We start from the raw sequence: 23259 nt of genomic DNA, 5'->3' as shown, positions 1-23259 counted from the left end.
CCTCTGGAAAGCGATTAACAGAACCGGCATTCCGCTCACGCGGAGCTGCGGGCGAGGGCGTGGCCGCGCTCATGACTTTTCCGCCTCCGGCATCGATGCGATCGCCGCGCCGGCCGACAGCAGTCTCTCTGCCAGCACGCGACACCGCTTCCCGAGTTCCGGAGGGTCGAGCACTTCGAAGTCGTGCCCCAGCAGAAGCACGTGCATGAGTACCGTGTCGAGTCTGTCCGCGCCACTGAGCACCTCGCAGCGATCAGCGCCGCTCCGCCGTACGACGGCGGCCGCGGCCGGAATCTGCGCACGTACCGTGTCGGCCGAGGCGTACACGAGGAAGCGCGCCTGGTGCGGGTAGACCCGGCTCGCCACACCCTCCTGCACGTACGTCGCCGCGTCGGGTGCCGCGCGCGGGCGGAAACGCCAGGTCCGGGCGGACACATCGACCATCCGATCGACACGGAAGCTGCGCCAGTCATCGCGATCGATGTCGTAGGCGAGTAGGTACCAGCGTCGATCAGAAGCGACCAGGCGGTAGGGTTCGGCCCGCCGCCGTCGCACCCCGCTACCCGACGGGTAGTCGAAACCGACCTCGACCTCGTCACGGCAGGCTCTGGCCAGCGCCATCAGTGCCGCGGAGTCGACCGGCGTGCGACCACCCCCGAAAGACTCCACCGAGCCGGAGAGCGCGCGCACTTCGTGCCGCAACCGCGCGGGCAGCACGCGATCGAGCTTGGCCAGCGCCCGGAGTGCGGCGTCGCCCGCGCCGACCACAGCGCCTCCCGCACCGGCCAGTAGCGAAACCGCGGTGACGATCGCCTCCTCGTCGTCGAAAAGCAGCGGGGGCAAGTCCTGTCCCGCGGCAAGCCGATAACCGCCGCCGACGCCCTGGTCGGCATGCACCGGATAACCGAGCGCGCGCAGCCGCTCGACATCGCGCCGTACCGTGCGGGTGGTGACGCCGAGCCGGTCGGCGAGCTCGGGGCCGGTCCACACCTGGCGTTGCTGCAGCAGCCCGAGCAACGTGAGGACACGCTCGGTGGTGCCGCGCTCGTCACCGCTTGCCACGCGCATGTCGCTCAGCTTGCCAGAAATAGCGGACCGATACTGTCCGCCAGAGGTGTCAGGGTGGTCGTATGGATGCAGATGAATTCGACTGGAATCGCAGGCTGCGCGAGCAATGGGAATTCCACTGGAACCATCAGCTGCGAGGCCGCCTCGACGGCCTCACCGACGACGAGTACTTCTGGTCGCCGGTGCCGGACGCCTGGAGCGTGCGACCGCGCGGCAACTCGACGGCGCCCATGCAGGCCGGCGCCGGTGATTTCACGATCGACTTCGCCTTTCCCGAACCCGTCCCCCCGCCCTTCACCACGATCGCCTGGCGCCTGGGTCACGTCATCGTCGGGGTGCTCGCAGCGCGCAACGCGGCTCACTTCGGCGGGCCTGCTGCATCGTATGAGACGTGGGAATACGCGGGCGACGCGGCCACCGCGCTCGATCAGCTCGAGACGCAGCTCGAGGCGTGGCTGGCCGGGGTGCGCGGGCTCGGCGAGCCCGGGCTGCGGGTCCCGATCGGCGCGACAGAGCCCTTCCCCGAACTGCCCATGGCCGATCTGGTGTTGCACATCCACCGTGAGCTGATCCACCACCTGTCCGAGGTCTGCCTGCTGCGCGACCTCTACCTGCACACTCGGCATTCCTAGGAGGAAAACACACGGTGGTGCGGGGCCGAACTCTTCGGCGTACGGCACCGCACCCGCATCCGGGCCGATGAAGTGGGAACAGATCGAAGGGACTTCGATACCGTATTGCGGCGCGCGCGGTCGGTGAACGATCGTGACCGCGCGGCGCTATTCTCGGCGAAGGATGGCAAATTGCATCGGATGCAGCTTCCATATGATCAGCCGCAAATCGAAACGGTCACTCGACAATAGGGATCGAAATGCTCTCCGCGGCATTGCCCCTGCCATGAGGTGATGGTTCAGCGCGACACCGCACGACACGAGCCAGGGCCGCGGCGTCGAGCCCAGCACGCCGAGGCCCCTGGGGGTGCCCAGACGGCTCCGGAAACAGACTCTTGACTCGTTCCAGAAAAGGGACGAGACTTCCGTGCATGCCAACGGCCTCGGAGTTCCAGCAGATGCTGCGGGGGGTCTCGCTGCGTGTGACCCGTCCCCGGGTCGCGGTGCTGAGCGCGGTGCACGACCACCCGCACGCCGACACGGAGTCGATCATCCGCGCTGTTCGATCCGATCTGCCAGAGGTGTCCCATCAGACGGTGTACGACTCGTTGAACGCGCTCACCGCGACCGGCCTGGTTCGGCGTATTCAGCCGTCCGGGTCGGTCGCACGTTACGAGTCGCGAGTCGGCGACAATCACCACCACGTCGTCTGCAGGGCGTGCGGGGTGATCGCCGATGTCGACTGCGCCATCGGCGATGCCCCGTGTTTGACCGCATCCGATGACAGCGGGTTCTCGATCGACGAGGCCGAGGTCATCTACTGGGGCCTGTGTCCCGCTTGTGTGGAAACACAGGCTTCCCGATCACCTTCGTGATCGCAGCCCACATCACTCATTCAGGAAGGAATGCTGTGTCATCCGATAGCCGCCCGCCCAATCCTGACACCGAAACTCGCAGCGCGAGCGAGAGCGAGAACCCGGCGATCCCGTCCCCCACTGCGAAGACGGATCATCGCCCCCGCAGCAACAAGGACTGGTGGCCGGAGCAGATCGATGTCTCGGTGCTGCACGCCCATTCGTCCAAGTCCAACCCGCTGGGTGAGGACTTCGACTACCCCGAAGAGTTCGAGAAACTCGATGTCGACGCCCTCAAGGCCGACGTCACGGCTGTTCTGACCAATTCACAGGACTGGTGGCCTGCGGACTACGGCCACTACGGCGGTCTGTTCATCCGGCTGAGCTGGCACGCGGCGGGCACCTACCGCATTGCCGACGGTCGCGGCGGCGGCGGGCAGGGCGCCCAGCGCTTCGCACCGCTCAACAGCTGGCCGGACAACGCCAACCTGGACAAGGCGCGCCGACTGCTGTGGCCGGTCAAGCAGAAGTACGGCAACAAGATCTCGTGGGCCGACCTGCTGGTGTTCGCCGGCAACGTGGCCCTGGAGTCGATGGGCTTCAAGACCTTCGGCTTCGGCTTCGGCCGCCCCGACATCTGGGAACCGGAAGAGGTCTTCTGGGGTCCGGAGGACACCTGGCTCGGCGACGAGCGCTACAGCGGTGACCGTGAACTGACGGGTCCACTCGGCGCCGTGCAGATGGGCTTGATCTATGTGAATCCGGAAGGGCCCAACGGTCAGCCGGATCCGGTGGCCGCCGCGCGGGACATCCGCGAGACGTTCGGCCGCATGGCGATGAACGACGAGGAGACCGCCGCGCTGATCATCGGCGGTCACAGCTTCGGCAAGACCCACGGCGCCGGGGACGCGAGCCTGGTCGGCGCCGAACCGGAAGCCGCCCCGATCGAGCAGCAGGGCTTGGGGTGGAAGAGCGCCTACGGCACGGGCAAGGGTAAAGACGCCATCACCAGCGGCCTGGAGGTCGTCTGGACGTCCACCCCGACCAAGTGGGGCAACGGCTTCCTGCAGAACCTGTACGGCTACGAGTGGGAGCTGACCAAGAGCCCCGCCGGAGCATGGCAGTGGAAGCCGAAGGACGGCGCAGGCGAGGGCGCCATCCCGGATCCGTTCGGCGGGCCCGCGCGTACTCCGACCATGCTGACCACCGACCTGGCGCTGCGGGAAGATCCGATCTACGGGGAGATCACCCGTCGCTGGCTGGATCACCCCGAGGAGCTGGCCGAGGCGTTCGCCAAGGCGTGGTACAAGCTGCTGCACCGCGACATGGGCCCGATCAGCCGCTACCTCGGCCCGTGGGTTCCCGAGCCGCAGCTGTGGCAGGATCCCGTTCCCGCCGTCGATCACGAGCTGATCGACGAACAGGACATCGCGGCCCTGAAGAGCAGGGTCCTCGAGTCCGGCCTGTCGGTCGCGCAGCTGGTCAAGACGGCCTGGGCGTCGGCGGCCAGCTTCCGCAGCACCGACAAGCGCGGTGGCGCCAACGGTGCTCGGATCCGGCTGGAGCCGCAGAAGAACTGGGCGGTCAACGAGCCCGACGAGCTGGCCAAGGTGCTGCCGGTGCTCGAGCAGATCCAGCAGGACTTCAACAGCTCGGCTTCCGGCGGCAAGAAGGTCTCCCTCGCCGACCTCATCATCCTGGCCGGATCCGCGGCGGTCGAGAAGGCCGCCAAGGACGCCGGGCAGGACATCACGGTGCCGTTCGCGCCCGGCCGGACGGACGCGACCCAGGAGAACACCGATGTCGAGTCGTTCGCGGTGCTCGAGCCGCGGGCCGACGGGTTCCGCAACTATGTGCGGCCCGGCGAGAAAGCTCCGCTGGAGCGCCTGCTGCTCGACCGCGCGTACATGCTGGACGTGACCGCTCCGGAGTTGACGGTGCTCATCGGCGGCTTGCGCGCCTTGGGCGCCAACTACGGCGGCACCACGCACGGTGTGTTCACCGACCGGCCGGGTGTGTTGACGAACGACTTCTTCGTCAACCTCCTCGACCAGAACACGGAGTGGAAGGCGTCCGAGTCGGCGGAGAACGTCTACGAGGGTTTCGACCGGTCCTCCGGCGAAGCCAAGTGGACCGCCACCGCCAACGACCTCGTCTTCGGGTCGCACTCGGTGTTGCGTGCCGTGGCCGAGGTGTACGCGCAGGCCGACGCCGGGGCGAAGTTCGTGAACGACTTCGTCGCCGCGTGGGTGAAGGTGGTCGACAACGACCGGTTCGACCTTGCCTGAGCTTTCGACCTTGCCTGAGCTATAGGTGAACTCCAGGCCGGCCCTTCGGGGCCGGCCTGGCTGCTTGTGCCGACAGGCCGGAGCGACGCTGAGCACGCCCCGGGAGAACAGCCCTCGCCGGGCGGGCCTGCGTAGCAGTCCTAGACGGGGGACTTCGCGGCCGTGTCGTCGGGGCGGTGGCCGGTGGTCATGTAAAGGGTGCGGCGGCCGACCTCGACCGCATGGTCTGCGAAGCGCTCGTAGTAGCGGCCGAGCAGGGTGACATCGACCGCGGCGGTGGTGCCGTTGTCCCATCCCTCGGCGAGAACCGCTGCGAACAGGTCTCGGTGCAGCTCGTCCATGGTGTCGTCGCGGGCATCGAGGTCCGCGGCATCGACGGGATCGGCCGTGGTCAGCACGCCGACCGCGGCATCCGCGAGGTCGACGGCCGTCTCACCCATATGCGTCATCAGGTTTCGCACCGCTGCGGGGACCGCGCCGCCCGGATGGCGGCGTCTGGCGGCGCGGGCGATGTGTTCGGTCAGCGTGCTCATCCGGGTCAGGTCATCGATCAGCTGCAGCGCGGTCACCACCTGCCGCAGTTCTCCCGCGACAGGGGCTTCGAGCGCCAGCAGCGTGACCGCGGCGTGCTCGGTGTCCTCACGCATCGCGACGGTTTCGGCGCAGTAGTCGATCGTCCGTTCGGCCAGCTCCAGATCGGCGCCGAGGAGCGCGTCGGTGGCCATCGCGATGGCCTCGCGGTTGCGCACGCACATCACCCGCAGTTGGTCGGCCAACTGCTCGAGGTGATCGTGGTAGCGGGTGCGCACCCCTCCATCATCGCGCAGTTCTGCCCTGGTAACCCACTTTTCGGTAAGCCGTGACGGGCGGGGTGATGTCCACCGGGCAGTCGGTGTCACGCTCGCCGCCTTCTTTTCCACGAGGAGGTGTGTCATGCCGCCCAGCCTGGGCGGGATGTCGCGAACGGATACGTCGATCCGGGGCGCCCGTCCGGCGGACTGACCGTGAGGTTCGGTTCGGTGTGGATCGCAAAGTCTATGTATGGCAGCGGAGCGCGTATCCGACCGCGGTAGCGCCTGCGACGAGCACCGGGACGAGTAGCAGCGCTCGCGGCAAATCGGCGACCTCGGCGGCGAAGCCGATCGCCGGCGGCGCCAGCAGGATCCCGCCGTAGCCGAGGGTGGTCGCGACCGCAACGCCATTCGAGCCGCCGCGAGCCCCCGCCGCCGCGACCGCGAGCGGAAAGAGGTTGGCAAGCCCCAGCCCGGCGATGCCGAGACCCGCGAGCGCGAGCCACGGCCAGGACGTGAGCGCGGCGACAGTCGTCCCGAAACACGCTGCCAGACCGCCGGTCAGCAGGACACACCCTGGCCCGGCCGCGGCGATCAGCGCGCCCCCCGCCAACCGGCCAACTGTCATGGCGCCCTGAACGAGCCCGTACCCCGCCGCCGCCAGCCCCTCGGTCACCCCCAGATCCGCGCGCAGATGCAGCGGCACCCAATTGTCCAGGCCGCCTTGGGCGAAGGCCGCACATAACCCGACTACACCGAACATCGCGACGATCCAGGCCGGGCGATCCCCCGCTGCCGAGCCGGATGGCGACGACGGCGCGCGGGGAACGGGGTCAGCGCTCAATACCCACCCGGCCGCCGAGGCCAGCACGACGCCCAGCGGGGCCACCGACAGCAGGTGCCCGGCAGGCGAGAGGTGTGCGGCGAGCACCGCACCGACCGCGGCCCCGGCCAGGCTGCCCAGACTGTTGGCCGCGTGCAGCGCAGGCATCAGCGGGCGTTCCAGCGCGGCGACCAGGTCGACAGCTACCGTGTTGACGGCGACGTCGAGCGCTCCGAAGGCCACGCCGAAGACGGCCAACGCCAGAGCGAGGAGCGGCACGGACGTCGCCAGTGGCGGCAGTACCACCGTCGCCGACAGCATCGTCGCCGCCACGGCCGCCACCCGGGCGGCGCCCCAGCGTCGACAGATCACCCCACCGGCCGACATCGTCGCCACCGCTGTGACCGACATGGTCAGAAGAGCCAAACCGAGTTCGCCTGGTGCGGCGTGCAGGCGGTGCGCTACAGCGGGAATGCGCACCGCCCATCCCGCGAAGACGAACCCTCCGAGGGCGAACAAGACCGCCACCGCGGCCCTGGCATGCCGCAGCGGCGCGGAGCCCGCCCGCCGAGTGAGCACAGCCGATTTGTTACCAGTCATAGTCTTAGACGGTAAGCATTTCGACCTTTACCGGTCAACAGTTACACTGGTAAACATGTCGGGGACGAGCAACGCTCCCGGTCGCCTCGAGCAGGTCCGGACATTCCTGAATACCTGGCGGCTACCGCACGAGACCCGAACGCCCGCAGACGATCTCCCTACGCTGATCACGCGGGCCGCGGACTGGCGCATCGCCCTGCCGGACATTCCGCTCCCGCGCACGCACGATCTGGACGAGTTGCTCGCGCTGCGCACCGACCTCCGCGCGGCACTCGGTCAGCCGTCCCCGGCCGGCCTGCGCGAATGGTTCGAACGGCACCCGGTGAACGTGACCGTCGAGGACGTAGCGCAACCCTTGCGCTACCGCCCCTGCGACCACGGCGCGGCGGCGACCATCATGGCGATGGTCGCCGCCGCACTCGCGGAGCATCAGTGGGCCCGGCTGAAATCGTGCCCCGACTGCCGCAACGTCTTCTACGACCACAGCCGCAACCGCAGCCGCACCTGGTGCTCTATGTATGCCGAAACGCCCGACGGGCGCGCCTGCGGCAGCATCTCGAAAGTGCGCGCGTATCGAAAACGTCAGCGCGGCGACTGATCACCGGTTCCCGCTGCCCCTTACCCGGCCGTTATCGGGACGGGAAAGCGTCAGGGGTGACCATGGTCCCGTCAGTGCGGGCACGAGTCCTCTGACCCCTTCCGGCCGAGGCGAGGAGTCTCGCAGTATCGGCCGAGGCCTGCGGCTGCCGCAGGCACGGTCAACCGTGATTCACCCGGGAAAGGGACCCCCATGAGCTACCATCGCGACCCCCTCGCACCAGCGATACACACCGCGCACGAGTGGCTGCGCACTGTCACCGAAGGACTCGCCACCGACGACCGGGCATTCGCACACCGCGCGCTACGCGCCTGGCTGCACACCGTACGTGACCGCATCGGCGTGAACGCGGCCGCGCACCTGAGCGCCCAACTACCCGAACTCCTCCGCGGGATCTTCTACGAGGGCTGGGTTCCCGCCCGTGTCCCGGTGCCGCACGACGTGCCGTCATTCCTCGGTCAGTTCGCCCAGGAAGCAGGCGTCTCCCGCGAGGAGGCCTACGCACTGGCCGGCGCGGTGACCGACGCGCTGGCCGACCTTTTCTCTCCTGGGCAACTCGATCACGTGTTCGCGTTGTTGCCGGAAGATCTGCGGGCCGTACTGCGCGGAACCGACCGCACCGGAGCCTTGCCGGAGGCCACCCCAGCCACGCGTCCGGAACCGTCTCGTCTCGACGCATTGGACAACCGGCTACGGGCACTCACCGACGCGGTCGCCGTTCTGGCCCGCAGCCTCGAAGAAATCTCCGGTAGCGAACCCCAAGACCCCGCTCAGGCATCCGCCGCCCAGCAAGCTCACCGGATCCTGATCGCCGAAGGACTCACCAGCGCCGATGCACCGGCGCGCTGACCCGATCGTGTCCGTACGCCCGGCGTGGAGCGTCGGTCCGGCAGGCTGACACACTCCGCGACAATTCACGCGGCCGCCCGAGCAGCGGCCATGTTCTGATGCCGGTTCGCCGGGAAGAGGACTTCGGTCGGTACCGAGCGTGCCGACGCGTAGTGTCGACCACGCAACTCCTCCCCCGGATTGGACACCACCATGATCACGGTGTTTCTGGTCGACGACCATGAAATAGTCCGCCGCGGCCTCGCCGACCTGCTCTCCGACGACCCGGAGCTGTCCGTCATCGGCGAAGCCGGCGACGTCGCCCAGGCTCTCGCCCGCATCCCCGCGCTCCGACCGGACGTCGCCGTCCTCGACGTGCGCCTACCCGACGGCAACGGCATCGAACTGTGCCGCGACCTGCTGTCGAAACTCGACGATCTGCGCTGCCTCATCCTCACGTCGTTCACCGACGAACAGGCCATGCTGGACGCCATCCTCGCCGGAGCCAGCGGCTATGTCGTCAAGGACATCAAGGGCATGGAACTCGCCAAAGCCATCAAAGAAGTCGGCGCGGGCCGCTCACTGCTCGACAACCGCGCCGCCGCCGCCCTGATGCAGCGGCTGCGAGCCAATACCCACCACGACGGCCCCCTGGCCGGACTCACCGATCAAGAACGCAAACTTCTCGACCTCCTCGGTGAAGGATTGACCAACCGGCAAATCGCTCAGCGCATGTTCCTCGCGGAGAAAACGGTGAAGAACTACGTATCCCGCCTGCTCGCCAAACTAGGCCTGGAACGGCGAACCCAGGCAGCCGTCTACGCCTCGAAACTCCGGTCGCGGCCGTCCGGATCCACCGTCGATCTGTGATTGTCGGCTAGCGCTCGAGAAGTCGCCGCCTCACCTGAGCGACTCCCCGGCAGCGGGGACCTCGTAGCCGACCACAACATCAGCCCCGCGTCGGCGCCCTGTGTCCGCACCCCCACCGATGCATGCTGGTGTAGATCCGCACGGGTCTCGGTGCTGCGGGGCCGCATCGACATACCGGCACCGACGCACCACCTGATGTCGATGAAGGCCCGCCCTCTGAAGGGTTCGTTGTGGATTGAGCGGGCCTGCCATCACCGTGGTGTCGTCTGGATGACGGGTGCGTCGGAGGTCGTGCCCATGGCTTTGCTTGCCGCGCAGCGCTGCTGGAGGGTGGCCGTCCTCATACGAAGCCCAGGCGAGGAGAAGTGCCCGAGACCGCGCAGATGAACGTTCTGCCTTGCGTGTGCCTGAAACCTCGGTGCACACATGTCTTTCGGCAAGTCGGGTGTAACAGGTGCTGCGCCGATTTCGAATACCCGGGTGGGTGCGACTGTTTCGGTCACCTCCGGTGGCCGGCGCCCGCCTCGGATACGCGCGCTGCCGCCGAACCAAGCACACGATTTCCCCCTGCCGGCGGCAGCGCCACCGGCCCCGCCTGCAACACCGGCGAGGCCGGTTCGCCGAACACGCCATCGACGTCCGCGCCGATACCGCCACCTTCAGCCAGGAGTACGCGCACGCCGCGGTGCGGCTGCTGGCGATGCAGGCTCCAGTGGCCGGAAACTGCAGTAATCACCTGAACAACAACCAACCGTGCAGCAGGTGCCCCGAGGCGTGTTCCTGATCACTTTGCCGTCTGCTGAGAGTCCGCGATCCCGGTGAGGATGCGGCGCAACCCGTACGAGAACTGTTCGGCAGGGCTCAGGTCAGCGGCTTCGGTCATGCGCGAAACCCGGGGATATGCGCCGCTCTCGATGACCTTGCGCATGTAGGGGGCGACGGCGGCGCGCCACTGCTCCTCGGTCTGACCGGTGCGCCGCTGGGTCTCTTTCTCGGCGAGTTCGCGCATGACCGCCCCGCGAACGTAATCCCTGATCAGCCCGACGGCCGAGGCCGCGTCGGCGATGTCGGCGGTCAGCGGCGCGGCTGCGGTGAGGGCGTGTTCCAGACCGCGCAGCCAGTTGGGGCCGAGCGATGGCCGGGTGGCCAGCAGCGGTGCGAGCCAGGTGTGCCGCAGCCACAGCTCGCGCTCGTGGTGGGCGTACGCCTCGAGGTCGGCGCGCCAGTCTCCCGTCAGCGGCACATGGTCGCCCTGTACCGCATCGGCCATGAGGTCGAGCAGGTCGTCGCGGCTGTCCACGTAGCGGTAGAGCGAGGTTGTGCCGGTCGACAACTCGGCGGCGACGCGGCGCATCGACAGCGCGTCGAGCCCCTCGGCATCGGCGATGGCGACGGACGCGTCCACGATGCGTTCCACAGTCAGGGCCTGCCTTTTCGGCCGGTACGGCTCACGCTCCCAGATAAGCGACATGGACAGAGTCTACTGGAGTGGATACAGTGTGCCCATGAACGGGAACGCTGTATCCACTGATGTTCTGATCGCCGGCGGCGGATCCGTTGGGCTGATGCTCGCGGTGCTGTTGCGCCACCACGGTGTCAAGCCCCTCGTCGTCGAGGAGAAGCCGGAGCTGTCGCCTCACCCCAGGGCCACCGGCATCGGGTCGCGGACGGTGGAGATCCTGCGCGAGGTCGGCCTGGAGCAAGCGGTCGACGGGGCCGCGGTCGACTTGCGGGCGGGAAAGATCAGAGGGCGCACACTCGCCGAGGCCGACTTCACCGAAAGCGCGGAGTGGAAGACGAAAACCGCGGACGAACTCACCTACACGCCGGCCCGGATCCGCGGCACCTGCCCACAGAACCGGCTCGATCGCGTGCTGATCACCAAGGCCGGCGACGTGGAGTTCGGCGTGGCGCTCGACTCGTTCGAGCAGGACTCCGGCGGCGTCACGGCGACTCTGTCCGATGGGCGTACCGTGCGGGCGGGATATCTGGTGGCGGCCGACGGAGTGCGCAGCCGGGTTCGGCAGGTCCTCGGCGTCGGCCTCACCGGTCCCGGTGTGATCGGTGAGGAGACGACGAGTGTTCTGTTCGGCGCTGATCTGCGTCCGCGCAAGTCGTTCGCGATGTGCGATATCGAGCATCCCGACGCGACCGGCCTGCTGGTGACCGTCGACGGCGAACGCGAGTGGGTGTTCCTCACCCGTCTCGACACGGAGCCGACTCCCGACCTCATCCGCACCGCGCTCGGCGACCCGTCGATCGAGGTGGAGATCCGCAGTGTGCTGCGGTTCCGGGGACGCGGCCAGGTGGCCGATCGGCTCTCCGTCGGGCGGGTCTTCCTGGTGGGCGACGCGGCGCACGCGATCCCCCCACTGGGCGCGTTCGGGTTGAACGCCGGCGTCGCCGACGCGCACAATCTGGCGTGGAAGCTCGCGCACGTGCTGCGCGGTGAAGCCGGACCCGAGCTGCTGGAGACTTATCACGCGGAACGCCATCCGGTGGCGCTCATGACGATGGAGCAGGCGCGCCTGCGGTTCGACGATCCGTCCCTGCACTGGGGAAAGGACATGGCGCAGGCGCGCAAGGCAGCGGGGGTGATCAACGCGCCGGTGGTGCACATGGGATACCGGTACGGCGGCGCGGAGCTCCCCTCCACCGAGGACGTCGCCCTCGACCTCGACGGATCGCCGGGGTCCCGCCTGCCGCACATGTGGGTGGCCGACGGGGTGTCCACGCTGGATCTCGTCGGATCGCAGTGGTGCGTGCTCACGGCCGATCCCGACGTAGAGGCCGACGTTCCGGTGCACCTCGTGGATGGCTGACCGTACGGGACGGTGCTGGTCCGCCCCGACGGGTTCGTGAGCCGTTCGTACCGATAGCTCGTTGGGATCGGTCGCAACCGGTCGGGTGACGTTCGTGCGCTGCGAGATAGTGGGTCCAGTCGCGGGCTGCGAGCGATCTCCAGCGCACCGCGGTGGAGATGTGGAAGTTGGCGGTGTGCGGCAGAAGCGGCCCTGGGAGCTCGCTGGCCAGTTCGATCAGCGCACTGTTGCGATGCGCGCGCACGCTGATTCCATGGGCGTTGAGCCTGGTCGTGAGCGTGCCAGCCGCGATCGGCGCGTCGACGGTGCGGGTACCGGGGAACAAGAACTGCCGCGGTGCAGCGGGCCCGGCGCGTCGAGGTCTGCGAGCCGGCGTGCGCAGCATCTGCGCCAGCGGTGGTGGCAGCAGCACCGGATGCCGGTCGAGGTCGAGAAAAGGAATCGGCGCCGATGTCGAGGATGTCCTCGGTGCTCCGGCGGTGGATTCGCGTCACTGGCAAGCCGTAGAGCAGTACCAGCGCTCCGGCAGCCCGGACATCCAGTGGCACAACGGAGTTCGGGTCGAACAGTGATTGCAGTGCTTGGCGATGGCTATCGGCGTCGATCGTGATCAACGGTAACGGTGAGGTCTGCTGGTGGACGCGCAGCCCCGTGGTGAGCTTGTGTGTCCGAGTCCAGGCGATGAACCCTGCGATACGCACGGCACGATCGGGGGTGCCTGCGACCCAGCGACTCTCAATGATCTTGTCAAGCCGCAGCAGCGACGGGATTCGGTGAATCGAGCACGAATTCTCGTCCGTCGCGTAGCAATGCCCACAGCACGTCGACCAGGCGGCGGGCCAGCGCCATCAGTGCTTGGGGGTGGATCCGTCGTTCGGCGCGCTTTCGGTCGTAGAACTGCCGTGACGGGCCGTTTTCCACGCGCAGGCTTGATAACGCTGCGAGGTAGAACACGCGGCGCATGCGGCGGTTGTAACGCGTCGGGCGCCGCAGATTCCCGCTGACGCGACCGGAGTCACGCGGTACCGGGACCAGACCGGCATAACTGGCCAAACGCCCGGCGGAGCCGAATGTTGCCAGGCTGCCGCCGGTTTCGACGAGGAAATCGGCACCGAGGCCGGCACCCATTCCGGGCAGGGACTCGATGATCCGCGCCCACGGGTGAGCGCGAAACCGCTTCGCGATCAGCTTGTCGGTGTCCTTGATCTCCCGATCCAGATCGAGCAGCTTACCGGCGATGCGCTTGACCAGCACGGCCGCGTCTGCCTCGCCCGGCACTGCGATATCCTGCACGTTCGCGACGGCCACGGCAGTCGAAGCCAGCTTGGAAACCCTCGAGGGCCGCACGCCATTCTGACTCAAATGAGTTGTGACACCGTCAATTCCGGCGGCCATGATCTCGGACGGGGTGCACAACGCCGACACCAGAATCAGCGGGCCGCGGTTGGAATAGTCGAACGCAGCCTCAAGCACCGGAAAGATCGATCCCAACACCGCACGCAGACGGTTGACCCCTGCGACCCAGTCCGACATCAGATCTGCCCGATATCGCGTCAGCTGGGTCAGCCCGGCCACAAGCTCTTCGGGCATCGCGACCTCGGCCAAATCCCTACGCATGCGGGCGGTCTCGGCGATCACCCGTGCATCCCTGGCATCGGTCTTTCCCTCGCCGCGGAACCCGCGACTCATGGCGTTCACGACGCTACCCGGCACATAAACAACTGCCTGACCAGCGTTCAGCAACACGGTGAGCAGCATCAATGACAACGGGCCGGTCAAGTCGACCGCCCACCGCACGCTTCGTGCGGCGCTGCCCGAACGGGCAACCAACTGTTCGATCGCGCGTTGGTCGTTGCCGAATCTCTGACTGAACACCACCTCACCAGCGGCGTCGACCGCACACGCATGATGCGATCGCTTGCCGACATCGATCCCGACCCAGATCTCCGGGCGCTCGGCCACTCATCCACTCCCGTCGTCGCAATCCACGCCCATGGACACCCCGCCGGCAGGTCCCTAAACAGCGACGATCCGCAACAGCTCTCAATCAGCGGCCGGAGAGTCCAGGGCGGCAGGGCGGCAAGTCGCAAGAAGCCACAACGACAACATCCAGCACATCAGCCACACCCCACCGGCCCAGGCATCCGAAGACCGGCTCCGGACCCCTATCAACTTAGGGATCCAGCCATGCCTGAGCGAGATCACCGAGTTCACGGGCGTCGTCGGCGAGGTCGGTGAGCAGGGGCGATGGCGGTACGGATGATGCGGCGATCCCGTTCGGCTGGGTACAGGAGCATCCACGGCGACTTCCGGTGCGTCCTTTCCTGTTCTCCTCCGTCTGTCCTGGTACCCATCCCCACGAAGCCAGGAGTCACCATGACCCACCCGAATGAATTCCAGTCCTCGGCGGCAGAACGCATGGACGCATCACGGCAGTCTGCGGCACCGGCGTGTTGCAGCCCCGAACGGCAGACCACGTGCTGCGATGCCAGTGACAAGGCGAGGTGCTGCGCTCCGGCGGCCACGGCAGGCAGCGGCTGCGGCTGCCAGTAGCCCCTCATCCGGCACGGTGCGGTGCGCGCCTCGTATGGCTCGCACCGCGCCTTTGTCCGATCGTGGTGATCCAGCGGCTGACCGGCGGGGCGTTGCTGAACCGGTGTGCCGGTCTACGGGGCGGAGGGTGGTGTGGCACCACAGCCGCAGCCCCCGTCGCTGCTGGCCGCGCCGCCACATGCTCCGTCGCGGGGCTGGTAGTCGTGCACGTGGCCGGTGCGGTCCTGGCTGATCTGACAGCAGGCACGCAATCGCGCCTGCAGGGCGGCGCGTCCGCGTTGCACGCGAGATTTCATCCCGGAGACCGAGATACCCGCCTCACCGGCAGCCGCGGCATGCGTGCGCGCGTCGAGGTCGACCATCTTCACCGCCGCGGCCTGCTCGGCGGGCAGCCCGGCAAGCATCGGCACCAGACACGAGGCGAGTTCTTTCTCCGCCGCCGCGTCGCTCTCGAGTTCATCCCCGTGCGCGGAGGGGTTGTCCGGGACGGCGTCGACGGGTAACTCGCGGCGATGGGCCGCGGAACGGTAGTAGTCGGTGATCGCGTTGCGGGTGATGGCATACATCCAGCCGAGCAGCCGGCCCTGCTCGCGCAGATCGTCCAAGCTTCTGGCCATCCGCAGGAACACGATCGACAAGATGTCATCGGCGTCTTCCGGGCGTGAGACACGGCGGGCGATGAAGGCCCGCAGGTCGCCGGAAAAGCGGCGCCACAGCTGGTCGAGATCGCCAGGATGCGGCTGTGGTGTGGTCGCGGTGGTGGCCGTTGGCTGGCTCATGATCGGGGTTCCTCTCCCTCTCCAGCATCCTCGCCTGCCGTCGTGGTGGCGAGCCTTGATTCCTCAGCACAGATACCGACGGCGCTGACCGGGATCGGACGCATCCGTGCGTCCCGATCCGGAGTGTCACGTCTGTATGGGTGTCGAAGTCGATATCGGATCTCTGGTTCGACAGACCCCGTCAGCGCGGGGAGGAGGTGAGAGCGATGCTGACGACACATCTGCTGTCGGATCTGACCGACGAAGAGGTCGATCTGATCGTGGCCGAGGAACTGCATCTGCTCGACGCCACCGCATGAGCGCCATCGACGCCTGTAGCGGGCGTATCCGCTGAAACAGCAGCCCACCTGTGCCCGTACGGTAGGTGGATCTCGACGCCGCTGATCGTTGCATCCCGACGTCGCGTCTGAGATCCCCGCAGCCATGACCGGGAGGCCCCAGTGCGGGGCGTTAACGTCTCACCGTGTGAGCGAGGCGGTTGAGGACCCGGCAGCATCGACGTCATCGGCCGCAGCGCGGCGCGATGCGCTGCTGCTGGTGTTCGGCTCGGGTGCGGTGATCGGCGTCCTGGGCGGTTTGATCGGGATCGGTGGCGCGGAGTTCCGGCTGCCGCTGCTGGTCGGGCTGTTCGGATTCGCGGCCTGCACGCGGTGATCCTGAGCAAGGCGACGAGCTTGATCGTCGTACTCACCGCGCTCCCGGCTCGGCTGACCGCCTCACTCTACGACGAGCTCAGCCAGCACTGGACGATTGCGGCCAACCTGCTGATCGACAGCCTCGCCGGGGCCTGGCTCGGCGCCGACTGGGCGACAACGCTTCATTCGCGCACCCATCGCCGCAGCCCTGGCAATCAGTCACTTGGGCCAGGTCGGCACTCTCGCACTGCCGACGGCGGCGCGGGTTGGCGGCGCGGCACTGGCCGGTGTCTGCATCGGGATCGTGGCCGCGTTGATGGGTGTAGCCGGCGGGGAGCTGCTGATCCCGACGATCGTGCTGCTGTTCGGAGTCGACATCAAAGTCGCCGGAGCTTATCGCTGATGGTCTCGCTGCCAACAATGCTGGTCGCGTTCGCCCGCTCCAGCCGGGACCAGCGCTTCCAGATCCTGCGCGCCGACATCGGATTCGTCCTCGTCATGGCCGCCGGGTCGATCACGGGACCATCATCGGTGGGCTGTTGCTCGGCGTCGTCCCCAGCGCCGCGCTCATCCCGATTCTGATCGCGCTGCTGCTCGCCTCCGCGGTCAAGGTCTGGCGCCACCAGTGGTACCGGAACGCGTGAGGTCGGAATTCGCCGAGCGGACTTCCCCTCTCGCCTCGCCTCGTCGTCGCCGAGTTCCAGCATGAACGACATCCGAAATCCGCTGAAACAACCAGCCCTACCCCTTTCGCGAGGTAGGGCCATGGGAGTGGTCTTCAGCGAGCGCTCGCCGGCCGAAGCAGACGCGTCAGAACGGGGATGATGGTGACCGCGGCCCACAGTCCCGTCGCCGCGACCAGGGCGGTGGCTGTGTCGGCGACGGTGGCGGTGCCGAGCACGTGCCCGCGCAGAGCGTCGGTGGCGTGTGCGACCGGATTCACCGTCGCGATGGCCTGCATCCAGCCAGGCATGGTCTGGATAGGCGCGAACGCGCTCGAGACGAACATCAGCGGCATCATCACCATCATTCCGGCGAACTGGACCACGTCCGGGCGGCGTAGCCGGTCCCCGATCAGACCGAACAGGGCGCTCATCGCTCCCGCCAGCACCACCAGAACCGCGACCGCGCCCGCGGCATCGACGCCGTTGCCGTGGAAGTCGAAACCCAGCAATACGGCGGCGATCCCGAGCAGCGCGGCTCTCGCGAGGGTGAACACGGCCTCGTTGATGGTGCGCGCCATCCCGGGCAGCGTCGCTCGCATCGGCAGCGCCGCGAAGCGGTCGTGCATGCCGTTGGTGTGATCGATCGCGGCGGAGACTCCGGCGTTGGTGCCGGCCATCACCGTGGAGACCGCGAGCATGGCCGGGGCGAGAAAGTCGATGTAGCTGACCTCGGCCGGGAAGCCGGGCCCGGCGGCGACGCTGCGGAACACTTGGCTGAACAGCACGAGCATCGCCATCGGCATGGTCAGCGAGAACATCAGCAGCTGCGGGACACGGGCGCTGGTGCGCAGGTTCCGGACAGTCAGTGCGGCGAGTTGGTCGATGAGCGGGGAACGCCCGATCGCGGTCGTGGTGGTGGTCATCGGTGGGCTCCTGTGGTGTGGGCGAGGTGAGTGAAGACGTCATCGAGGCTCGGGGAAGTCACATCCAGGTCGGTGACCTCGATACCGTCGCGGTGCAGGTCGGCAACCAGCGCGGTCGCGGTGGGGGCGTCATCGACGGTGACCGACACCCGCACCCGGGTGCCGTCGACCCGGTCGACGTCCGGGGTGAACGGCAGATCCGCGATCCGGTGGGTCGGGACGGTGGCGTGCAGCACCTTGCCGCCGACGATCCGTTTCAACTGGGCAGGGGTGCCTCGGGCGGCGACCCGGCCACGGGACAGGACCACGATGTGATCGGCCAGCCGGTCGGCTTCCTCGAGGTATTGGGTAGTGAGCACGACAGTGGTGCCCGCGGTGGTGAGCTCCTCGACGACGTCCCATAGTCCGGCACGGGCCAGGGGGTCCAGACCGGTGGTCGGCTCATCGAGGAACAGTACCGACGGGTCGGCGACGAGGCTTGCGGCCAGATCGACGCGGCGGCGGGAGCCACCGGAGAGTTCCCCGACCCGCCGGGCCGAGTACTCACCCAGCCCGAGCCGGTCGATCAGCGCGTCGGCTCGTGGGCGGGCGGTGCGGCGCAACCCGTTCAGGCAGCCGATCAGCTCCAGGTTCTCCCGGGCGGTGAGGAATGCGTCGAGTCCGGCGTATTGACCGGTCACCCCGATGCGTCGGCGAACCTCGGTGGCGTCGGCGATCACGTCCAGACCGGCGATCTGCACGCGGCCGACGGTGGGCCGCACCAGAGTGGTGAGGGCGCGGATCAGGGTGGTCTTGCCGGCACCGTTGTGGCCGAGCACCCCGAGCGTCGTCCCAGCAGCGACTTCCAGGTCGACACCGTCGAGCGCCCAGGTTTTGCCGTAGGCGACGTGCAGATCCTCGACCACGACGGCCGGGGCGGTCATCGCACACCCCCGACGCGGTCAGCGAGGTCGTTGAACAGGTGAATGGTCATCGAAAAGGTTCCTCTCGAAAGAAGTGCTCTCACACCCGGGCGGATGCGAGTCCGCTTCCTCAGACGAACCAACCGCGAGATGGACGCAACGACCGCCGGTGAGAGCCGGCCGGTCAGGTGAGCACTGGTATCTCTGGACGCAGGCGGCGATCCGAACAGCGGCCAGCAGGGTAGACCAGATGTCATCTGGCTTAGGGGCCGTGCAAATGGGCGGTGTGCTGAAACCCAGTAACCGGGCCGTTGTAGTGCGGTAGTGGCTTACCTGCCTACGGTGTAGACCAGCCCGACACCCGGCCGACTCACCTCCCCGATGTTCCGAAGGTGCGGCATCGGGGCTGGATCGTCGGTGGGCCCTGAGAGTATGCCCGCGAACGTTGTCGAACATGGGAGAAGTGCATGACAGACAAGGCTTTACGGGTGATCGGCGAGCTCATGGGTTCGGCGTCGTCGGCGGGCTCATTTGCTGCGCGTCGGACGGGGTCGGCGGAGAACCTGGTGATCGAGGTAGATGGGGTGGGGCCGATCCGGTTGCCGGTGACGCCGGCTCAGGCGCGGCGACTGTGCGAGGTCGCGCGGCCGGCGCGGTATGGATTGCGCGAGCAGACCCTACTGGACGCGCACGTGCGCGACACCTGGGAGATTCCGCCGGACCGGGTAACGGTCGACGAGCGGCAGTGGCGCCAGACGTTGCTGCCCATGCTGGACATACTGCGGTCGGAGCTAGGTCTGGCGCCGGACTGCGAGTTGTCGGCGGAGCTGCATTCGATGCTGGTGTATGAGCCGGGACAATTCTTTCGGCGTCATCAGGATTCGGAGAAGGCCGACGGCATGATCGGCACGTTGGTGGTGACTCTGCCTTCGGCGTTCACCGGCGGGGAGCTGGTGATCGAGCAACAGGGGACGAAGGTCACCGACCAGGGGTCGCCGGAGGAGCTGTCCTTCGTCGCGTTCTATGGCGACTGCGAGCATGAGGTGCTGCCGGTCACCGACGGTTTCCGGATCACGCTGACCTACAACCTGGTGGCGAAGGGGCGTACCGGCCCGGACGCCGCCGCTTTCGCTATGCATCCGTCGGTCGCGTTACTGGCCGAGCAGTTACGGGCGCATTTCACCACACCGATCGAATTGCCGACGTGGCGTACGCACGGCGAGCCGGCGAAACGCCCACCTCGTCAACTCGTCTACCTGTTGGATCATCAGTATTCCCAGCACGGATTCGGATGGGATCAGCTCAAGGGAGGCGATGCTTCACGTGCTGGGCTGATGCTCGCGGCGGCCGACATCGCGGGATACGACACGTCGCTGGCGCTCGCGGAGGTCGAGGACTCCTACGAGGAGGACTACACCTCGTGGATGATGATCTATCGCCAACGTTGGGAGCGCGTCGAGGACGGGTGGAAATGCGTCGAAAGTGCTGACGTGGAGTTCGATGAAGACGGGGAAATGGTGGAGCCTGTGCCCGATGACCCCGCGAGCCTTCCGGTGCGCTCCAGCCTTCCTTTGGTCCCGGGATCGGAAGATCTCGGTGAGTTGCGCTGGTCGACCATCACATTGACGTGGCTGATCGACCGGTCAGGGGCGGCCGGTGTGCCCGCTGTGCGGGAGGTCCGGGATGAGGAGTTGTGTGCGGGCGGATCGAAGTCGATGCTGGAGCCGTTCGCGTCGGAAATCGAGGGTTACATGGGCAATGAAGGAAACACCGCCAATTTCTGGTATAGGCGCGCGGCGATCATCATCCGGCCCCGTCAGTAGAACGGCCCGGCATGCAATCCTCCACGTCAACCTTCGACGCGGAACGACCTGTCAGCCCACGGGCTGACGAGTCGGCGGGTTGCTGTTGGGCAGCCAGCAGGGGCATGCCGCGCATCTGGAACCCGATATGTCGTCCGAGGTATGCAGGATCCACATGCCGACAACATATTCCGGCTCACCGGCACGCTCCGGCCCCGGCTGGTCGCGTGGAGGTCGTGTGCTCGGCGAGTGGACCGCGGGTGTCGGCGTGGGCGCAATCATCGGTCGCCGTCCGATCACTGCTCCTCGTGCGGACCAGTGAGCCGTCTCGAGGCGTGCGGCCGCCGAGTCCATGAGTACTGCCGCCTTGTTCGTGAGGTCGTCGTGGACCTCGGTTGCACGCCCTGGTCGAGGCCTCGCCGACATCTCAGTCCTTCGGCGCGGGGTTGATGGTGTCGCCGTCCCAGCTCAGATCCGAATTCTCGGTGATCTCGAAGGCCTCGAAACGATCGTCGGCCACAACCGCGTCGATCAGAGCACGTGAGCCGGCGACGATCGTGGAGTCGAAGTCGATCTCGCTGGCCACGACCCATGCGTGGTCGGCGGGCCAGAGCAGCTGCGGCGTCACTCCGGGGAAGTCGGTCGTCCATCCCAGGCCCGCCGCATGCACCCACCTGGGGTCGGCGAGTTCGGAGAGACTGGTGTCGAACAGCATGAAGTCGCGTCCCGGCCACTGCAGGAAAGGCCCCGCCTCGACCGCCCGTCCGACTTGCGGCGAGACAGAGGCAGCCAGCTCGGCGTCGATTCGAGCTCGCTCGCGCTCGAGGTTGCGCGGATCGCCGTCGGTGGAGGCGACGAACACCGCGCCCGAGGATGTGTGCAACTCGCCGAATCCATTCCAAACTCCAGCCGTCACCTCTTCCGGTGTCTCGGTGGCTGCGCGAAGGTGGACAGTGAGCGCGGCCAGCAGGCTCGGGTCGAACCATCCCTCGACGGTCTGGCCGACTTCCCAGCCGTCGTCGAACGACATCGCCGCCTCGTCCTCATCATCGGTGAGGTTGCGCCACTGCACCAGCGGATGCATCACTCTGCCGTTGCGCGCGGCGACCTCGGCCCACGGCCACATCGCCTCCTCCACGATCGCCGGATTGCCCCACTCGTCGGTCACCGTGACGTCGCGGCGGGTCGCCTCGACCGGATGCAGGATCCGCGCATAAGCCTCGAAGCCGGTACCCGCGATGCCGCCGACCCCGTGTTCGCCGACGCGCGCCAGCAGCCACCCACCGCGCTCGAAATCCGTTGTGAACTCCACCCATCCAGCCTAGAGCCACGCCTGTCGGGCATCTCTGTCTCTGACGTCAGCTCCATCGGGCTGCTGTAGCCAGGCGAGGACCGACCGTGCCTGCCGCGCGGTGACGCTCACCTCGCCGACCGGTTCGGCGCCATGGGCGGAAACTACAGAGCCTGTCCGGGCGCACTGCGAAGTCGCTACGGATAGCAGCGCCGGTCCCGCTGTCTTCAGCCTGCGGACGCCCCTGCTCAGCACTGGGTTGCCCACAGGCTCCGTGGCCCGCGTGCGGGATCCATCCGTTCGTTCTCCGCCGGCGGCTGTCCTCGTCCTCGACGGTCTCCGGCTCGAACGCACTTCTGGGCTGCCGTGGATCCACTGCGTCGCCATGGATTGGCCGCATCCTCGGGCGGGGCAGGTCGATGCCGAAGCCGTCCGCGACGTACCGCTCCAGCGACAGCTGCTTATGGTCGGCGCCGTCTCGGCAGGACTGCGGCATGCCCGCGTACGCCAGGAACTGCGTTCCAGGGGCAGAGACGTGGATCCGATGTCACTCACTGGTGACAACCGAGCCTTAAGGACTTCGCTAGCTCGACCGGAGATCATGACGTGGCAGAAACACAGCGGACGAATGGATCCTGATGTCGCCCACCGAACACCCTGACAGCGCACAGCCGTGGCGAGGTGTCACGCCACGGATGGGCAAGCCACGCGTATCGCGCCGGATACTGTGGATCTCACTGCTGATTGCGGGAATGGTCGTCGTCGCGGTCGCCGTCATCGCGTTCGACTCGGTGTCCTCCGGCAAGCTGCCCTGGACGAAGACGACCTACGCCGCGGAAAACGCGACGGATCCCTGCGGCCTCATCGACGGCTCGGTGCTACGAAGATGGACCGGCACCGAGTCGACCACGCGAGAGGGAGACTACAACCCTGTTGTCGGCGATCGCTACCACGACTGCACTGCATCGAGCGTTATGCGCGGTCGGTATGCACAGGCTCCGGAGATAGAGGGAACGGCCATAGACGCAACGATCTCCGTCTCCACCTCCGTATGGCCATCACACCGCCGTGCCGGCACCATCTATGAGAGCCAGGCGAACCCCTCATGGGAGCCTCACATGGAGTACAGGTCGAGGGGTGGCGTGCCTGATCTCGGGCAAAAAGCATACTTCGAGCGCGATGTCATCGAATTCGGGGAGAATACCCGGGTCGATTATCAGATAGGTGTCCTCGACGACAACCTCTATATCGAAGTGTCCATGAGGTTCGAATTCAGCCACTCCCATGGTGTCGCGCCCACAACCACCGCCGATATCGATGACATCCAGCGGACCACCGAACAGCAGGCCAGGCGCGCGATGGACAAACTCCGGCGATAGCCGACGAAATCGCCGTCCTCCCGCGGACCCTTTCCGGCGTATTCGGTCGACACCGGATCGGGCGATGGTGAACGGTTCCCGTTCACCAGTCTCGAGACAGCGCGCTGTTTGTGAAGCGAAATTGATAAGCGCTTCTCGCATCGAACAGAACGGCGACCCCGGCAGGGACGATGCCGA

Annotated in this window: 21 protein-coding genes; 11 read left to right on the top strand and 10 right to left on the bottom strand. The window is 67.1% G+C overall.

Annotation, left to right across the window (positions count from 1 at the left end):
* Positions 1–69 precede the first annotated feature (69 nt).
* Complete coding sequence (locus tag K8O92_23585; GenBank protein UAK30845.1) at positions 70–1068, bottom strand: YafY family transcriptional regulator; 999 nt, start codon at positions 1066–1068, stop codon at positions 70–72.
* Between the two features lie 62 nt (positions 1069–1130).
* Between K8O92_23585 and K8O92_23580 the strand changes: the two genes are divergently transcribed.
* The 3 genes from K8O92_23580 to katG all read left to right on the top strand — a co-directional run bounded on the left by K8O92_23580 (position 1131) and on the right by katG (position 4821).
* Positions 1131–1700 (top strand): DinB family protein, encoded by a 570-nt coding sequence (locus K8O92_23580; GenBank protein UAK30844.1) that lies wholly within the window; start codon positions 1131–1133, stop codon positions 1698–1700.
* 410 nt (positions 1701–2110) lie between these two features.
* Positions 2111–2554, top strand: coding sequence for a transcriptional repressor (locus K8O92_23575; protein UAK30843.1), 444 nt, complete (start codon positions 2111–2113; stop codon positions 2552–2554).
* A gap of 35 nt (positions 2555–2589) precedes the next feature.
* A complete protein-coding gene (katG, locus tag K8O92_23570) occupies positions 2590–4821 on the top strand; it encodes a catalase/peroxidase HPI (GenBank protein ID UAK30842.1) in 2232 nt (743 codons plus the stop codon).
* Positions 4822–4961: 140 nt separating this feature from the next.
* Here katG and K8O92_23565 read toward each other — a convergent pair whose 3' ends face one another.
* On the bottom strand, positions 4962–5630 hold the full coding sequence (locus tag K8O92_23565) for a phosphate transport system regulatory protein PhoU (protein UAK35904.1): 669 nt from the start codon (positions 5628–5630) through the stop codon (positions 4962–4964).
* Between the two features lie 226 nt (positions 5631–5856).
* Positions 5857–7035 carry an MFS transporter gene (locus K8O92_23560; GenBank protein UAK30841.1) on the bottom strand — a complete coding sequence of 393 codons (1179 nt, stop codon included), beginning with the start codon at positions 7033–7035 and terminating at the stop codon, positions 5857–5859.
* 55 nt (positions 7036–7090) lie between these two features.
* Between K8O92_23560 and K8O92_23555 the strand changes: the two genes are divergently transcribed.
* The 3 genes from K8O92_23555 (at position 7091) to K8O92_23545 (ending at position 9331) form a co-directional block, all read left to right on the top strand.
* Entirely contained in the window at positions 7091–7633 is a 543-nt protein-coding gene (locus K8O92_23555; protein ID UAK30840.1) for a CGNR zinc finger domain-containing protein, read from the top strand.
* Between the two features lie 192 nt (positions 7634–7825).
* Positions 7826–8482 (top strand): DUF2267 domain-containing protein, encoded by a 657-nt coding sequence (locus K8O92_23550; protein UAK30839.1) that lies wholly within the window; start codon positions 7826–7828, stop codon positions 8480–8482.
* 192 nt (positions 8483–8674) lie between these two features.
* Positions 8675–9331, top strand: a complete 657-nt coding sequence (locus K8O92_23545) for a response regulator transcription factor (protein ID UAK30838.1) — start codon at positions 8675–8677, stop codon at positions 9329–9331.
* Between the two features lie 784 nt (positions 9332–10115).
* Here the strand turns inward: K8O92_23545 and K8O92_23540 are convergent.
* On the bottom strand, positions 10116–10802 hold the full coding sequence (locus tag K8O92_23540) for a TetR/AcrR family transcriptional regulator (protein UAK30837.1): 687 nt from the start codon (positions 10800–10802) through the stop codon (positions 10116–10118).
* 34 nt (positions 10803–10836) lie between these two features.
* Between K8O92_23540 and K8O92_23535 the strand changes: the two genes are divergently transcribed.
* Positions 10837–12153: an FAD-dependent monooxygenase gene (locus K8O92_23535; protein UAK30836.1), complete on the top strand. Its 1317-nt coding sequence runs from the start codon at positions 10837–10839 to the stop codon at positions 12151–12153.
* 747 nt (positions 12154–12900) lie between these two features.
* Here the strand turns inward: K8O92_23535 and K8O92_23530 are convergent.
* On the bottom strand, positions 12901–14115 hold the full coding sequence (locus K8O92_23530) for an IS110 family transposase (GenBank protein ID UAK30835.1): 1215 nt from the start codon (positions 14113–14115) through the stop codon (positions 12901–12903).
* Between the two features lie 704 nt (positions 14116–14819).
* Positions 14820–15485 carry a sigma-70 family RNA polymerase sigma factor gene (locus K8O92_23525; GenBank protein ID UAK30834.1) on the bottom strand — a complete coding sequence of 222 codons (666 nt, stop codon included), beginning with the start codon at positions 15483–15485 and terminating at the stop codon, positions 14820–14822.
* A gap of 465 nt (positions 15486–15950) precedes the next feature.
* Here K8O92_23525 and K8O92_23520 point away from each other — a divergent pair, with 465 nt between their 5' ends.
* Entirely contained in the window at positions 15951–16139 is a 189-nt protein-coding gene (locus tag K8O92_23520) for a hypothetical protein (protein UAK30833.1), read from the top strand.
* A gap of 204 nt (positions 16140–16343) precedes the next feature.
* Complete coding sequence (locus tag K8O92_23515) at positions 16344–16523, top strand: hypothetical protein (GenBank protein ID UAK30832.1); 180 nt, start codon at positions 16344–16346, stop codon at positions 16521–16523.
* Here K8O92_23515 and K8O92_23510 read toward each other — a convergent pair.
* The 3 genes from K8O92_23510 to K8O92_23500 form a co-directional block, all read right to left on the bottom strand.
* Complete coding sequence (locus K8O92_23510; GenBank protein UAK30831.1) at positions 16498–16836, bottom strand: hypothetical protein; 339 nt, start codon at positions 16834–16836, stop codon at positions 16498–16500. The genes K8O92_23515 and K8O92_23510 overlap by 26 nt on opposite strands.
* Positions 16837–16898: 62 nt before the next feature.
* A complete protein-coding gene (locus tag K8O92_23505) occupies positions 16899–17708 on the bottom strand; it encodes an ABC transporter permease (GenBank protein UAK30830.1) in 810 nt (269 codons plus the stop codon).
* Positions 17705–18631 (bottom strand): ATP-binding cassette domain-containing protein, encoded by a 927-nt coding sequence (locus K8O92_23500; protein UAK30829.1) that lies wholly within the window; start codon positions 18629–18631, stop codon positions 17705–17707. The genes K8O92_23505 and K8O92_23500 overlap by 4 nt, the downstream gene beginning before the upstream one ends.
* A gap of 446 nt (positions 18632–19077) precedes the next feature.
* Between K8O92_23500 and K8O92_23495 the strand changes: the two genes are divergently transcribed.
* Complete coding sequence (locus K8O92_23495) at positions 19078–20433, top strand: 2OG-Fe(II) oxygenase (GenBank protein ID UAK30828.1); 1356 nt, start codon at positions 19078–19080, stop codon at positions 20431–20433.
* Positions 20434–20839: 406 nt separating this feature from the next.
* Here the strand turns inward: K8O92_23495 and K8O92_23490 are convergent, their stop codons facing one another.
* Complete coding sequence (locus tag K8O92_23490; GenBank protein ID UAK30827.1) at positions 20840–21724, bottom strand: hypothetical protein; 885 nt, start codon at positions 21722–21724, stop codon at positions 20840–20842.
* Positions 21725–22398: 674 nt separating this feature from the next.
* Between K8O92_23490 and K8O92_23485 the strand changes: the two genes are divergently transcribed.
* Positions 22399–23082, top strand: coding sequence for a hypothetical protein (locus tag K8O92_23485; protein UAK30826.1), 684 nt, complete (start codon positions 22399–22401; stop codon positions 23080–23082).
* Positions 23083–23259 lie beyond the last annotated feature (177 nt).

It is taken from the genome of Nocardia asteroides, from assembly GCA_019930625.1.
GTDB classification, from domain to species: domain Bacteria; phylum Actinomycetota; class Actinomycetes; order Mycobacteriales; family Mycobacteriaceae; genus Nocardia; species Nocardia sputi.
Note: the sequence above shows the minus strand (reverse complement) of the source record. Positions and strands in the feature narration are given on the sequence as shown.